Below are 14,538 nucleotides of genomic sequence, written 5' to 3'. Positions count from 1 at the left end.
CTTTATTATACCTAGGTTTATTCCTTGAATATTTGCACTTTTTAGCATACATATTATATCTTTCAGCACTTGCATTGTATAAAAAAAACTCTCAACTATAATTAAAATTAATAACTCTATATTCAAAATAAAAAGGGGGATGTATATGAACATTTTCAATATCACAGAAGAAGAAATGAACCAAACTTCTTCAACTAATACATTAAAAGAAATTTATCAACAACCTACGACATGGAAAAAAACATTATCTCAAATTACAGAAAGTAAAGACTCAATAAAAGCTTTTATAGATCAAGTTATAAAATGTGATGACTTCGATGTTATATTAACTGGTGCAGGTACCAGCGAATTTATTGGAAATTCATTGTATCCTTATTTAAATAAGGAACTAAATTATAAAGTAAAATCTTATGGAACAACTGACATAGTTGCATCACCAGAAAATTATTTATCAAAAGATAAACCAACTTTATTAATAAGCTTTGGGCGTTCAGGTAATTCACCAGAGTCTATAGGTGCAGTACAAGCTGCTAGTGCTGTTTGTAAAAACCTTTATAACTTATTTATTACTTGTAATAAAAATGGTGCCCTATCAAAAATGGCAAAAGAACTAGATAATTGCTATGCAATAAATCTTACTGATGAAACACATGATCAATCCTTTGCTATGACATCAAGTTTTTCAAATATGTATTTGGCTGCATATCTTTGTTTTAATATTGATAAGTTAAGCGAAAAAACAACAGTAATCAATGATATCTGTTCATCTGTTGAAAATTTCTTAAATAGTGGATATGACGTAGCTAAAAAAATAGTAGATGAATACAACTTTGAAAGGATAGTTTACTTAGGAAGCAATACCTTAAAAGGTATATCTCAAGAATCATCATTAAAGATGCTTGAATTAACTGCTGGAAAAACAGTTGCAGTATTCGATACTCCATTGGGTTTTAGACATGGACCAAAATCAATAATCAATGATTCTACATTAACAGTTGTATATGTAAGTGATGATAAACATACTTATAAATATGAATTAGATTTAATAAAAGAAATAAGTAATCAAAGAAAGAATAATGAGCTAGTTATAGTATCTAACAAACCTTCTGATGAATTAGCTTTCTTAGCTGATTACATAATTCCTTACAATATTAAATCCAATATAAATAATGCTGAACTAGGATTAGCTTATATTACATTTGCTCAAACATTAGCAGTATTAAAATCTTTATCTATTGGATTAACTCCAGACAACCCTTGTCCATCAGGAGAAGTAAATCGTGTAGTTAAAGGTGTTACTTTATATCCATATACTTGCATTTAGTATATGGATATAAACTAAAGTATAATTTAGTATAGGAGAGGATTTTATGGTAGGATTAATAATTAGTGGTCATGGAAATTTTGCATCTGGCCTTCGTACATCATTAAAATTAATAGCTGGCGAGACTTCAAACACGGAATATGTTGATTTTATAGAAACAGATTCAACTGAAAGTTTAATGGAAAAGTACTGTAACGCTTTAAAAAATTTAGATAACTGTGATAGCATTCTAGCTCTTAGTGATTTGGCTGGAGGTTCACCATTTAAAACTTTAGTTGAACTAAAAACAAAAATAGAAAAGCCAATGGAAGTAGTAGGTGGGACAAACCTACCTATGGCTCTTGAAATTTCTATGACAAAAGATATTATAGATGACTTATCTTCTTTATCCGAAACAGCTCTAGAAGTTGGTAAATCTGGGGTTGTAAAATTTGAGTTTATAGTTCATGAAGATATTGATTGCGAAGGTGGGATTTAGTAATGATAAACTGGGAAGTTGTTGCTTGGACCTGTATAACTATTGCTGTATTAGCTGGTATTGCTGCCCTAATACTATTCTTTATATCAGCAAAAAATGTAAAGAAAAGACGTTCAGAACTTAATGATCTTCATGTAGATTTAAAGCCTGGAATGAAGGTAATGTTCTGTGGTGGGGTTTACGGAAAATTAGTTAGAGTAGGAAAAGAAACTGTTGAAGTTGAAGTTGCTAAAAATGTAATAATAACAGTATCTAGATATGCAATTCAAGGTACTGTATAAAAAATCGACGACTGTAAAGTCGTCGATTTTTTTAACGTCTTCTAGCTTTTGCAAATCATGTAAGCAAAAAAACAAACACATGTAATTTTATTTTTTATTATTGAGGTATAAGTAACTTTACATACTATTTAAACACTTTTTGTGCATATTCACTAGGACTCATTTCATAATGTTGTGTAAAAGCTCTAGAAAAATAATGTATTGAATTAAACCCCAGCATAAATGCTATTTCACTAATAGTATATTTATTTTCTTTTATTAATTGTTTACTCTTTGATAATTTTAAATCATTAATATATTTTTTAGGAGATGTATCTAAATTATTTTTAAACAAGGTTTGCAAGGACGATCTTGATACTGAAAACTTGCTACAAAGTTCCTCTACTGTGATTGGCTCACAAACCATCTTGTTAATATAATCTACTATTCCTTCTAATAATTCATCTTGAAAATGCTGTTGTACCTCTGTAGGTAGCTTGGACTGTTCTTCTCCTAAATAATCATATTGGAATAACCTAATAATTATCTCATGAAAATTACTTAAAATTAAATTTTCTGAATATGGTATGGTAGATGATATATTTTTTGAAAAAACTCTTATAGCTTTGTAAAGCTCCTTTCTACAATGAAAAACTTTATTGCAAATTAAACTATCATCTTCACATTCCATATTAAACATAACAGTTAAATAAGAACATGATGAATCCTTATTTACTGTTTGTGTATGAAATTGGTTCTTACCATAAATTATTAAATCATAGGGATTCAAAGTATAATCCACATTATCAATTGATGTATCTAATATACCATTATCAACAAATGTAAGCTCATATACATTATGACTCTCCCCCTTAAACTTATAATTTGGACTCTTAATAGTATAATAATAAGCTATAATTTCAGGAATATTTATTGTTGATAAAATCCTATTATAAACATATGGTGGATTTAAAAACTCAATATTAAGATTGTAGTTAGAATGTATTACCAAGTTAAATGTAGTTTGTTCTGTTAAAGGAATTATGTTAAAAAACATATTCGCTTTTATTTCCAAATTTCTATGAATTGCAAAAAGCTTAAATTCCCCATTACTTGAATCACTTATTAATATTGATGCTATTCCCTCTATTACTTCAATATATACTGGTTCAGAAAAATTATATAAGCTAGAAATTACCCTATCACTTGTCACAATCTTTTTTCGTATTAAATCATCACTTTGTAAGTTTTTAGTCTCATCATAAATAGAACCGTACTTTCTAAATTGAGGACTTGATGTTTTATTATACATAATAAATCACCTCTCTATTAAATATATCTACAATATCCTTTAATAAATTCCCATACTTCCCCAACATAAGTTTTAAATTTTTCTTACCAGCGTATTCCTAAAAACTACAAACTTAATATTTTTAACTATTCATTCTTATGTTAACACACTCCATTTTATTACAAAATATAATTTTTTCAAATTTTCATACACTTTTATAATATTACACTTCCAAACACCACATTTGTAAACGTTACTAAAAAAAATAAAATATATACCAAAAAGTGTAAAGATTCCTTTTAATCTTTCTCCTATAATTATTATCAAAGAGTAGATAACTTTTTACAAACTACTCAAGGGAGGTGAAAGGATGCCAAATATTATTTTAACAAGAATCGATAACAGATTAATTCACGGACAAGTTGCAACACAATGGTGTAGTTCTATTGGAGCAAATTTAATTTTAGTAGCCAATGATGTTGTAGCTGGGGACAAGCTTAGACAAGGGTTAATGGATATGGCTGCTCCAGCCTATGCTGCAACTCGTTACTGGACACTAGAAAAAACAATAAGCACAATCCATAAAGCTAGTGCTAAACAACTTATTTTTATTGTATGCGAAACTCCTTCTGATGTTTTAACTTTAGTTGAAGGTGGAGTTCCAATAAAAAAAGTTAACATTGGTAATATGCATATGGCTCAAGGAAAGAGACAAGTTGCAGGATCTGTTGCTGTAGATGACAAAGACGTAGAAGCGTTTAGAAAATTAAAAGAATTAGGAGTAGAGCTTGAAATTAGAAGAGTTCCTACTGAAAACTCAGAAAATATCGAAAAGATATTTAAATAAATTTTAGAAAGGAGAATGTCATATGGATTTTAATGTTGTACAAATTCTTCTGGTTGCAGTATTTGCTTTTATAGCAGGTATTGACCAATTCAACTTCTTGGAATCATTATATCAACCAATTGTATCTGGTGCTGTTATCGGTGCAATACTTGGAGATTTACAAACAGGACTTATTGTAGGTGGTACTTATCAATTAATGACAATAGGTAACATGCCAGTTGGAGGTGCTCAACCACCAAATGCAGTTATCGGAGGAATAATGGCTGTTATATTTGCCATTTCATCTAGGTTAGAACCAGCTGCCGCTGTTGGACTAGCTGTTCCATTCTCTTTAATAGGACAATATTGTGTTACTTTCGTATTCACATTAATGTCACCATTAATGTCAAAAGCAGATAAATATGCTGAAAACGCTGATACAAAGGGTCTTGAAAGATTAAACTACCTTGCAATGGCTGCATTAGGATTATTCTTTGCAGTTGTAGTTGTAGCTGGTTTATTAGGCGGTAGTGCATTAGGTACTACATTATCAAACTTATCAGATAAATACTCTTGGTTCATGGATGGACTTAGTGCTGCTGGTGGAATGATGCGTTACGTTGGATTTGCTATTCTTTTACGTATCATGTTATCTAAAGACCTATGGGGAATTTACTTTGGTGGATTTGCACTTGCAACTATCATAGGTAGCATAGAATCATTATCTGGTTCAGCATTATTACTAATCGCATTTATTGGTATAGCTGTAGCTGTTTATGACTTCCAAACTAATGTAAAAATTAAATCTATTGCTGGTGAAATATCTGTAAGAGGAGGCGATGACGAAGATGGAATCTAATAACACATTATATAAAGATTTGACTCCTGCTCCAAAGCTTGATAAGAAAACGCTTAATAAGATGGTTTGGCGTTCATTATTCTTGCAAGCTTCATTCAACTACGAAAGAATGCAAGCTGCTGGATGGTTATATGGTATATTACCTGGATTAGAGAAAATCCATACTAATAAAGATGACCTTTCTAAGTCAATGACACATAATTTAGATTTCTTTAATACTCACCCATTCTTAGTTACTTTCGTTATGGGTATTATATTATCATTAGAGCAACAAAAGGCTGATACAGCTACTATTCGTGCTGTCCGTGTTGCTGCAATGGGACCTTTAGGTGGTATTGGAGATGCTATCTTCTGGTATACACTAGTTCCAATTACAGCTGGTATTACTGCTAATATGGCAATAGGTGGATCTTTAGCTGGTCCTATACTATTCTTATTAATATTTAACGTAGTTCAATTTATAGCCAGGTATTGGTTAATGCATTGGTCTTACAACTTAGGTTCTAAGGCAATTGATATATTAACTCAAAACGCTAAAGAATTTACTCGTTCTGCTTCTATGCTAGGTGTATTTATAGTTGGTGCTTTAACTTCTAACTATGGTGCTACATCATTAGCAATAGAAATAGCAAATGGTGATAAACCAATCGTTATCCAAAGTATATTAGATGGTGTATTACCAAAAATAATTCCATTAGGATTAACACTAATGCTATACTACTTAATTAAAAAGAGAAAATGGAGCCCTGTTGCTTGTATAGGTCTTCTACTTTTAATTGGTATCGTTGGAGGATTCTTCGGAATATTCGCTGTTTAATACAAACAATTTAGATTTAAAAAGGAAGTTGTAAATAATACAACTTCCTTTTGATTTATATAAGATTTTAAATTCTTATTTAAATTTTATTATTCAATTATTCTTCTTGCTCTTGTTACTCTACTCCATGGAACATCAACTATTCTTACATCAGCATTTATGTTCGGAGATTCTATCCACTTACCATCTCCTATATACATACCAACGTGATCTAAGCCTGAATAGAAAAGTAAATCTCCTGGCTTTATTTCACTCAAAGATACTTCTCTTCCTTCACCTATTTGAGCCCAAGTAGTTCTTCCTATTACAACACCAGCTTGTCTAAATCCCCATTGCATAAGACCTGAACAGTCAAATGATCTATAACCCTTATCTACGTATCTTTCAGCTCTTACATACCACCCCTTGGCAGTCTCATTTGGGAATTTTGCTTTTAAAGAGTTTAATGATGCTGTTGTTAAATACTCCCCTGAGCCTCCCCATACATATGGACTACCTAGTTGAGCCTTCATAGCAGCAAAAGCCTTTTCAAAGATTGAATTGCTTTCTTCATCAGTTAAATCTTTAACTATCTTTATATATTTTGAGCTCACATATCCACGCTTACCATTAAAGATAATTTTATACCAATCTCCTGATGTTCCAGTTATCTCAACAACTTGACCTTCAAGTAGATATCCTAACGCTAAAGAACTTGAAGTAGCTTCAGTTCTTACAGTTAAGCCTGCCCCTCCAGTATTATAAACTTTACCTCTTTTATTTTCGATTACTGCTGAATCGCTTCCACCAGAATTAGAATTGCCTTCGCTAATTTCTTTAACATATTCCTTACTTACGTAAGCTGTCTTTCCGTTGTAATTTATCTTATACCAGTTTCCACTTTCACCTGTTATATCTACTTTATCTCCTGTATAAAGGTATCCAAGTATTGAAGAATTAGTATTTGCTTCTGATCTTACTCTTAATCCAGCACTTGCATTTATTACTTGTCCCTTTTTAGATGTAACTTGGGAACCACTGTTGTTATTGTTGTTATTATTTGAATTACTATCTGTAACCTTCTTTATGTAATCCTTACTTACGTAAGCTTCTTTGCCATTATAATTTATTTTATACCAACTTCCACTTTCACCTATAACATCCACTTTATCACCAGTATAAATATGTCCTAGTATTGATGAACTAGTTGATGCTCCTGCTCTTACTCTTAATCCAGCATCTGCATTTATCACTTCACCTTTAAAAGTAGTTTGTGTGTTTGGTGTTGTACTATTAGAACCATTTGAATTATTGTCTGATGTGCTATTACCAATCTTCTTTACATAATCCTTAGCACAATAACCGGTTTCACCTTTATACTTAATAGCATACCAATTTCCACTTTCTCCAGTTATTTCAACCTCTTCTCCATTTAGAAGATAACCAAAAGTAGATGCACTTAGGCTTGGTGCTGTTCTAACTCTTAAGTTACTTCCTTCTACTCCATAAACTTTTCCTTTTGTAACTGTTACTCCAGGTGATGGATTTGTTGGTGTAGTTGGTGTATTATTTTCTATAACTTGTACATAATCTCCATGGACAAATCCAACTATTCCTGCTGTTTTAATATTATACCATTCTCCACTTTTAGCTATTATATCAAATGTTTCCCCCTCTTTAAGACTTCCTAAAATAGCAGAAGATGTGCTTGCTGATTGTCTTATTCTTAAAGTAGAATTCCCTAAATTTACTGCTTTCCCCTTAGATACGGCTGTAGTATTATTAGAATTAGATACTTTATGAGTGTAATCCTTTGATACATATCCACTCTTTCCATTAAAGTTAATCTTGTACCAATTTCCCTTTTCTCCTATTATCTCAAAAGTATCTCCTGCCTTTAAGTACCCTAAAATAGATGATGATGTACTTGCATCAGACCTAACTCTTAAGTTTAAAGTAACATCACTATTTACTTGCCCTTTTTCTATACTTCTTTGATTACTTGAAATAGTTTGTCCATTAGTATTGTTATCACTTGGTAATGGTGATGCACTTACAACATTTCCTGTTAAAGTAACACCACCTGTAACAGCAGATGCTGCTGCAACAAACTTCAAAACTCTTCTCTTTTCCATATTTAAACGCCTTCCTTGACAAAATAATCCTTATTACCTTCAATTATACTTTAATTCATACCAATTTACATTAATTTTTTTTTATTTTTTATTCTTTAGGAATAAATAAACTAATATATCGCTAAATTGTTGAAGTTATCCACAATTTAATAATGGATATAATTTCCTAAAGGGTAAAAAAACAGGAGTATTTGCATACTCCTATCTATAATTGACTAAAACTTATTAATTCTATATTGTTTTCCTTAATATATTCTTTTACTTTTCTACTTACTAATGTTTCTAACTCAATAGTTCTTTCTAGTGAGTATGAAGTTCTATTTAATATATTTTGATCCAAATATCCTGGATGAGACATAATCTCAACTGTTTCAAAATCTTTATATTCTTCTAGTAATCTAATTAAGTTATCTTCAGTAACCATTTCTTTTTCATAAAATGATTCACTAAACTTACTTGTAGATTTTATTCCTTCATACATGCTATCATAAGTTTCCCCCATTAATCTAACAGGCAAATTATTTTTAATAGCAATTTCTTTAACCACTTCAAAAACTTTCTTTATTCTATGAACATGATGATGAGTATCTATATGTGTTGGCCTTATTCCATAAGATAAAAACTTATTAAACTGACACTCTAGTTCTTTTCTTATATCATCTTTTTTTGCTTTTTCTTCAATTCCTTCACTCTTTAGAAAGTTCCCTTCTTCATCCACTAATGACTCTACTCCTTGAGCTAATGGTTTTCCAGTAGTTAAAACGAAGTGTATTCCAACCCCTATCCCTGGATTTTCATTTGCTAATTCAATTGCATGATCTACAGCTTCCATGTTGCACATTAAAGTAGTAGATTTTACAATTCCCTCATTATACGCTTCAATAATCCCTAAATTAATTGCTTTTGATATACCAAAATCATCAGCATTTACTATTAACCTCATACTAAATCATTCCTAACTAAATAATTATATACAGCTCCTATTTTTCCTGATGAATTAAAGTGCTTACATGTTTCTATATTCCAACTTTCTGTATATGGATTAATTTTTCTTAACTCTTCTTTAATATCAGGTATAAGTCTTGAAGCACCACTTACTCCTCCACCTATTAAGAATTTTTCTGGATCAATTGAAAATCCAATATTATTTATTCCTATACAAAGTTTTCTTAGCCATTTTCTATAAGCCTCTATTACAACTTCATCCCCATTCTCTATCATTTCAAATACTTTCAAACCATTTATATCTTCAAATTTCATTCTCTTAGCTAAAGCTACTTGTTTTAATAAAGGTTCTGTAGCAGAAGAAAAACTTAATGTAGGTATATTATTATAATCTTCAAATTCCTCTATTATTATATACCCAAATTCTCCGGCAAAAAAGTTTTTTCCCACATGGATTTTATTATTTATAAACATTCCTCCACCAATTCCAGTCCCTATTGTCATACATACAAAACTTGAACAATCTTTTCCGTTACCTATCCACTTTTCTGCTAGTACAACACAATTGGCATCATTCTCAATAGCAACATTAAATCCTGTTTTTTCATTAAGTATTCCAATAAGATCAACTCCTGCTAAAACAGGTATTGCTCCACCTTCAATAATAACTCCATTTTCATTATCGACTCCACCTGGAATACTAATACCTACCCCATCAATTTCTTTAGCATCTTTTATTATTCTCGATAATATATCAATTATTTTATTTAAATCATCCCTAACACTTTTTACTGAACCACTCTCTTCTATGAACTCATTACCATTTTCATCAAAAATTCCATACTTTATTTCTGTTCCACCAATATCAATTCCTAGGTATCTTCCCATATTTCTACTCCTTTTATAAATCAATTTACAGTCTACCTATAAAATCTAGATAGACTGTAATTTTAATTTTTATTGCTCTTCTACTCTTTGTTTATTAGCTAACATTACGAATGGTGCATAAGCAATTATTGCAAATATAAATGTACATGCTGCTATTGCTGTTGCTCCAATGCTTCCTCCTGTAGCTACAAATGCACTAATAACTGGAGGAGTAACCCATGGTTGCGCTATATAAACATATCCTGCTATAGGTACAATGGCCGTAAAGAACCAACCAACAAATACTGATATAGTTGGTACTAATATGAATGGTATACAGAAAATCGGATCTAACACTATAGGTAATCCATAAATAACTGGTTCGTTAATTTGGAATACTGATGGCGCTAAAACTAACTTAGTTAATTCTTTATGCTCCTGTCTCTTTGAAAAGATCATTAAAGCAATTACTAATCCTAAAGTTGAACCTGATCCACCATGCATTCCATATATATCTATTATATTTCTTGTAATTGCATGAATTGGCTCTGTATTATGAATTAAAATAGCTTCTGAGTTAGCTTGTAACGCTGGGCTATATAATGTATCTAATACTGGTCCTACAATGTTTGAACCATGTAATCCAAAGAACCACAAAACTTGTGATATTAATGTTAAAAGAATTATTGTAACTGGAGATTGTCCTAAGCTTGTTAATGGTCTTTGTATAGTTTGATTTATAAACTCCTTAACTGGTGTACCCACTCCAACTAAGAATATTGCAGATATTATACCAAATACAGTAAATACAACTGCCGCTGGAATTATAGCTGAGAATGCTTTAGAAACTGCTGGTGGAACTTGTGGTGGCATCTTAAATGTCCACCCCTTTTGTACTACCCATCTAAAGATTTCTGTAGATAAAAATGCAACTATAATACCAGTAAACATAGCTTCTGAGTTAAAATATGTCCAGGAAAGTGTCCCCCATGGTGCTCCTTCAACTGCTTGTGGCGTTAAAATAAGATAAGATACTGTAGCTATTACACCTGCAGATAATTTATCCACATTATAGAACCCTGCCAAATTATATGAAATAGTAAAAACAGTAAAAATAATACCTAGTGCTAATGTCCCCCACCACATTTGATTAAGAACAGGAAGTATAGTCTTATCTAATACTGGTTGAATGACTTCAGCATAAAAAGTAATACTATTTAGCTTTGTTCCCGCTAAAGAATCCGCTGTCAAAATAACGTCTTTTAATAATACAACAATAGCTCCTACCATAGTAACTGGCATAAGAGTAATAATACCGTCTCTTAAAGCTCCTAAGTGTCTTTGACGACCTAATACTTCGGCAACAGGTAGAATTGCCTTTTCCAACCAACTAGAAAATTTGTTTAGTAAAGTGTTCATTTCCATCCCCTCTTTCTTATTTATTTAATCAAACACATTCGTGTCTAATAACTATTTAAAGTCCCCTAAATGCTCCTTATGAGCTTCCAACATTTCATCCAAGATTACCTTTGCAAGATCATCTGAAGGTATTAATGGATTTATACAAAGAGCTTTTAATGCATCTCTGTAGCTTGAATTAACTGCTGCTCTAGCAGCTAATACTTCAAAATCTTTAATTTGTGAAACTAGTCCACTTATCCCCTCTGGTAAATATCCAACTGACATTGGCCTTGCACCATCTTTAGTTATTACACAACTTACTTCAATTGCATTATTATCTTTAAAATTCTTTATAGTACCATTATTTCTTGTATTAACAACTTGAATGTCATGCTTGTCATTATATATTGAGCTAATTAAATTACATGCTGCATCACTGTAATATGCTCCTCCTCTTTGTTCTAATTGAGGTGGTTTTACATCTAATGTTTCATCTTTATATAACTCAAACAAGTCAGCTTCTAATGCTTCTACAACTTGGCCTCTAACCTTACCTTCTTTAAACTCTTCTAACTCACTTTCTAACATATCCTTTGTCTTATAGTAGTACTTATGATATGGGCAAGGAATTATTCCTAAAGCTCGTATAAAATCAGCATTAAATGGAAGGTCTTTTATGTTTTGCATTGTCATTGAAGACTCTGCTAATCTTTCAACCACTTCTTCAGTAACATCTACTCCGTCTAACTTCGCCTTTAATCCGTAAACCATATGATTTAAGCCAGCAAAGTCAACCTCAACCCTATCTCTTTCTACTTTTAACAACTCTGCAACTCCAAACTTCATATTTATAGGGACATTACATAATCCTAAGAATCTATTAAAACTTGTATAGTTTAAAACCGCCTCTGTAATTATTCCTGCTGGATTTGTAAAATTTATTATCCATGCACTTGGACAAAGTTCTTCAACATCCCTTATAATATCTAAAATTACTGGTATAGTTCTTAAGGCTTTGAATAATCCACCTGCACCATTTGTTTCTTGTCCAATTACTCCATGAGATAAAGGAATTCTTTCGTCCTTTATTCTTGCTTTCATTGTTCCTACTCTTAATTGAGTTGTAACAAAATCTGCATCCTTAAGTGCTTCTCTTCTATCAAGAGTGTCATATATCTTTATTGATAATCCAGCCTTAGCTACCATACGTCTTGCTAAATTACTAACTATTTCAAGTTTTTCTTTTCCTTCTTCTATATCAACTAACCAAAGTTCAGTTAAAGGAAATTCACTATATCTTTTTATAAAACCTTCTACTAATTCAGGAGTATAACTTGATCCCCCACCTATTGTAACAACTTTTAACTTATCCATATTTCCCTCCTTTTTTCCATCTTATATTTGTTATGATAAGACATAAATAAAAGGTTTTCAATGATATGAAAGTACAACTGTACTAGTATAGTTGCATAGAACTGTATACATTTTCATACTTTATATATATAATGATTTTAAGTACTTTTTTCTGGAGGCGACAATGAATCTTTATATAAAAATAGCTAAAGATATAAAAAAATTAATTATAGAAAATAAAGTTCCTAGTGGAGGAAAACTGCCCTCAATTAACTCCCTTTGTAAAAAATATAATTGTAGTAAAGGAACAATTATTAAAGCATATGATTCCCTTTGTAAAGAACATCTTGTTTATTCTTTTCCTCAAAGTGGATTTTATGTTGTTGATAGTATGATAAGAGAAGGTGATGAAAACTCATCTATATATGATCTTTCTTCAGGTAATCCAACAATTAATTCAACTCCAATACAAGAAATAAAGCATTGTTTAAATACTGCAATCGAATTGTATAGTAATAGTTCATTAGAACTTAGTCTTGCTGGTTCTCCATCTTTAGGTGAAATTCTTCCGGAGCATCTTGCAAAGCAACATGTTTACTGTGATACAAAAAATATTTATCTTGCTCAGGGAATACTACAAGTTCTAACCGTACTTTCTCAAATGCCTTTTCCAAATGGTAATGATACAATTCTTATCGAAGAACCATCCTATTCTTTTTTTGTTAGATATTTAAAGCTTGAAAACAAAAAGGTAAAAACTATAAAAAGAACTGAAACTGGAATTAACTTAAATGAACTTGAACAAATTTTTAAGAATGATAAAATAAAATTTTTCTATACAGCTCCTAGAAATCATAATCCTCTAGGAACGTACTATAGTAATAAACAAGTACAGTCTATAATTAATTTAGCACATAAGTATAACGTATTTATAGTAGAAGATGACTATTTTGCAGATTCCTGTAATCTTTCAAGATATTCTCCAATTTACTATTACTCTAACTTTAAAAATTGCATTTATTTAAAAAGCTATACAAAATGTATTCCATACATAAGAATAGGTGTTGCAATTATTCCTGATGAATTAATTGATGCTTATAATGAGGGAATAGGCTACTCGTACTATTACTCATACTATATGCCATCTCTTGTTTCTCAAGCGACCTTAGAAAGTTATATTAAAAGTTCACTTTATGATAAACATACACTTGCCATATCAACTACAGTTAATAACAAACTAAAATTAATAAGAAAAATCACAAAGAAATGGGACTCGGAATTAATTAAGCTTATTGGAGCAAACTCAGGATATTACTCTACACTAAAACTTTCACCTAAAATAAATTGTAATAAACTAATAGAAAATCTTCGTAATAGAAATGTATATATCAAATCAAATATAGAAAGTTTTTATGACTCTACTAACTTTGATAATAGTATAAGAATTAGCGTTGCAAGAATTAATAAGACTAGATTAGAAACAGCGTTAAATATAATATATGAAGAAGTTTTAAACATTGCAAATCAAAACCACTCATAAAATTAGTGGTTTTTTCATTATATATCATCTCTATCTCACAAAGTATATCTGTGTTTTTCTAGCTACTTCTACTTTTTTATTTCACAATATATGTAGATAAGGATAATCCTTCAAATACAAATTCTTTAGGATTTTTAATATCAACATCCAATTTTGATAAACTTTTAATTGGAGTAAATACTCCAGTAAAGTCAGATTCACAAACGTGGCCAAGTGAAAATGGACTTCTTATAAGTGGTACAGCAGAAAAGCGTGAGGAAGCATTAGAAGTAGCAAGATTACTTTCACAAAAAAGTAAGTGGCTTTCTAACGTAAGATTTTTAAAATAGTACTGCATTATAAAAAACATAGTTTTTTAACAAATTAAGGAGCTGTCGCATTAGCGGAATAAAATCCGTTAGCGACAGCTCCTTTTTTCCTATTTTACGAATAACCTTTAGATATTATTTGTACTTAAACACAT

General features: G+C 30.8%; 14 protein-coding genes. 7 read left to right on the top strand and 7 right to left on the bottom strand.

Annotation, left to right across the window (positions count from 1 at the left end):
- The first annotated feature begins 145 nt into the window (after positions 1-145).
- Genes KIB46_RS05480 through yajC form a run of 3 tightly spaced genes read left to right on the top strand, consistent with a single transcriptional unit; the run spans position 146 to position 2,083 of the window.
- Complete coding sequence (locus tag KIB46_RS05480) at positions 146-1,324, top strand: SIS domain-containing protein (RefSeq protein WP_291671117.1); 1,179 nt, start codon at positions 146-148, stop codon at positions 1,322-1,324.
- A gap of 46 nt (positions 1,325-1,370) precedes the next feature.
- Complete coding sequence (gene agaF / locus KIB46_RS05475) at positions 1,371-1,802, top strand: PTS galactosamine/N-acetylgalactosamine transporter subunit IIA (RefSeq protein ID WP_156561360.1); 432 nt, start codon at positions 1,371-1,373, stop codon at positions 1,800-1,802.
- Positions 1,803-1,804: 2 nt separating this feature from the next.
- The gene (gene yajC, locus KIB46_RS05470) at positions 1,805-2,083 is read left to right on the top strand and encodes a preprotein translocase subunit YajC (RefSeq protein ID WP_049180104.1); all 279 of its coding nucleotides are present in this window, start codon (positions 1,805-1,807) and stop codon (positions 2,081-2,083) included.
- Positions 2,084-2,207: 124 nt separating this feature from the next.
- On the opposite strand, the gene KIB46_RS05465 is transcribed toward yajC, so the two are convergent.
- Positions 2,208-3,374, bottom strand: a complete 1,167-nt coding sequence (locus KIB46_RS05465; protein ID WP_156561359.1) for a helix-turn-helix transcriptional regulator — start codon at positions 3,372-3,374, stop codon at positions 2,208-2,210.
- A 349-nt stretch (positions 3,375-3,723) separates the two neighbouring features.
- On the opposite strand from KIB46_RS05465, the gene agaV reads away from it, so the two are divergent.
- The 3 genes from agaV to KIB46_RS05450 are packed head-to-tail and all read left to right on the top strand — an operon-like array spanning position 3,724 to position 5,855.
- The gene (gene agaV / locus KIB46_RS05460; RefSeq protein WP_156561358.1) at positions 3,724-4,200 is read left to right on the top strand and encodes a PTS N-acetylgalactosamine transporter subunit IIB; all 477 of its coding nucleotides are present in this window, start codon (positions 3,724-3,726) and stop codon (positions 4,198-4,200) included.
- 22 nt (positions 4,201-4,222) lie between these two features.
- Positions 4,223-5,038 carry a PTS sugar transporter subunit IIC gene (locus KIB46_RS05455; RefSeq protein ID WP_156561357.1) on the top strand — a complete coding sequence of 272 codons (816 nt, stop codon included), beginning with the start codon at positions 4,223-4,225 and terminating at the stop codon, positions 5,036-5,038.
- Entirely contained in the window at positions 5,028-5,855 is an 828-nt protein-coding gene (locus KIB46_RS05450) for a PTS system mannose/fructose/sorbose family transporter subunit IID (RefSeq protein ID WP_156561390.1), read from the top strand. Before KIB46_RS05455 ends, KIB46_RS05450 begins: the two co-directional genes overlap by 11 nt.
- A gap of 89 nt (positions 5,856-5,944) precedes the next feature.
- Here the strand turns inward: KIB46_RS05450 and KIB46_RS05445 are convergent, their stop codons facing one another.
- The 5 genes from KIB46_RS05445 to KIB46_RS05425 form a co-directional block, all read right to left on the bottom strand.
- The gene (locus KIB46_RS05445; RefSeq protein ID WP_291671116.1) at positions 5,945-7,969 is read right to left on the bottom strand and encodes an SH3 domain-containing protein; all 2,025 of its coding nucleotides are present in this window, start codon (positions 7,967-7,969) and stop codon (positions 5,945-5,947) included.
- Between the two features lie 205 nt (positions 7,970-8,174).
- On the bottom strand, positions 8,175-8,912 hold the full coding sequence (chbG, locus tag KIB46_RS05440; RefSeq protein ID WP_156561355.1) for a chitin disaccharide deacetylase: 738 nt from the start codon (positions 8,910-8,912) through the stop codon (positions 8,175-8,177).
- Positions 8,909-9,802: an ROK family protein gene (locus KIB46_RS05435; protein WP_156561354.1), complete on the bottom strand. Its 894-nt coding sequence runs from the start codon at positions 9,800-9,802 to the stop codon at positions 8,909-8,911. The genes chbG and KIB46_RS05435 overlap by 4 nt, the downstream gene beginning before the upstream one ends.
- Positions 9,803-9,871: 69 nt before the next feature.
- On the bottom strand, positions 9,872-11,200 hold the full coding sequence (locus tag KIB46_RS05430) for a PTS transporter subunit EIIC (RefSeq protein WP_291671115.1): 1,329 nt from the start codon (positions 11,198-11,200) through the stop codon (positions 9,872-9,874).
- A gap of 51 nt (positions 11,201-11,251) precedes the next feature.
- On the bottom strand, positions 11,252-12,556 hold the full coding sequence (locus KIB46_RS05425; protein WP_291671114.1) for a 6-phospho-beta-glucosidase: 1,305 nt from the start codon (positions 12,554-12,556) through the stop codon (positions 11,252-11,254).
- A gap of 163 nt (positions 12,557-12,719) precedes the next feature.
- On the opposite strand from KIB46_RS05425, the gene KIB46_RS05420 reads away from it, so the two are divergent.
- A complete protein-coding gene (locus KIB46_RS05420; protein WP_291671113.1) occupies positions 12,720-14,075 on the top strand; it encodes a PLP-dependent aminotransferase family protein in 1,356 nt (451 codons plus the stop codon).
- A gap of 76 nt (positions 14,076-14,151) precedes the next feature.
- On the opposite strand, the gene KIB46_RS05415 is transcribed toward KIB46_RS05420, so the two are convergent.
- Positions 14,152-14,424, bottom strand: coding sequence for a hypothetical protein (locus KIB46_RS05415; protein ID WP_291671112.1), 273 nt, complete (start codon positions 14,422-14,424; stop codon positions 14,152-14,154).
- Positions 14,425-14,538: the final 114 nt, after the last annotated feature.

The sequence above is a fragment of the Clostridium sp. genome (genome assembly GCF_018372875.1).
GTDB lineage: Bacteria > Bacillota > Clostridia > Clostridiales > Clostridiaceae > Clostridium.
The sequence above is the reverse complement of the archived record's forward strand: the minus strand, read 5'-3'. Positions and strand labels throughout refer to the sequence as shown.

Bases quoted from the DNA above. Each gene is read 5' to 3' on its own strand.
- KIB46_RS05480 (WP_291671117.1), top strand. From the start codon at position 146: ATGAACATTTTCAATATCACAGAAGAAGAAATGAACCAAACTTCTTCA.
- KIB46_RS05445 (WP_291671116.1), bottom strand. From the start codon at position 7,969: ATGGAAAAGAGAAGAGTTTTGAAGTTTGTTGCAGCAGCATCTGCTGTT.
- KIB46_RS05425 (WP_291671114.1), bottom strand. From the start codon at position 12,556: ATGGATAAGTTAAAAGTTGTTACAATAGGTGGGGGATCAAGTTATACT.
- KIB46_RS05420 (WP_291671113.1), top strand. From the start codon at position 12,720: ATGAATCTTTATATAAAAATAGCTAAAGATATAAAAAAATTAATTATA.
- KIB46_RS05430 (WP_291671115.1), bottom strand. From the start codon at position 11,200: ATGAACACTTTACTAAACAAATTTTCTAGTTGGTTGGAAAAGGCAATT.
- KIB46_RS05450 (WP_156561390.1), top strand. From the start codon at position 5,028: ATGGAATCTAATAACACATTATATAAAGATTTGACTCCTGCTCCAAAG.
- KIB46_RS05455 (WP_156561357.1), top strand. From the start codon at position 4,223: ATGGATTTTAATGTTGTACAAATTCTTCTGGTTGCAGTATTTGCTTTT.
- yajC (WP_049180104.1), top strand. From the start codon at position 1,805: ATGATAAACTGGGAAGTTGTTGCTTGGACCTGTATAACTATTGCTGTA.
- chbG (WP_156561355.1), bottom strand. From the start codon at position 8,912: ATGAGGTTAATAGTAAATGCTGATGATTTTGGTATATCAAAAGCAATT.
- agaV (WP_156561358.1), top strand. From the start codon at position 3,724: ATGCCAAATATTATTTTAACAAGAATCGATAACAGATTAATTCACGGA.
- KIB46_RS05435 (WP_156561354.1), bottom strand. From the start codon at position 9,802: ATGGGAAGATACCTAGGAATTGATATTGGTGGAACAGAAATAAAGTAT.
- agaF (WP_156561360.1), top strand. From the start codon at position 1,371: ATGGTAGGATTAATAATTAGTGGTCATGGAAATTTTGCATCTGGCCTT.
- KIB46_RS05465 (WP_156561359.1), bottom strand. From the start codon at position 3,374: ATGTATAATAAAACATCAAGTCCTCAATTTAGAAAGTACGGTTCTATT.
- KIB46_RS05415 (WP_291671112.1), bottom strand. From the start codon at position 14,424: ATGTTTTTTATAATGCAGTACTATTTTAAAAATCTTACGTTAGAAAGC.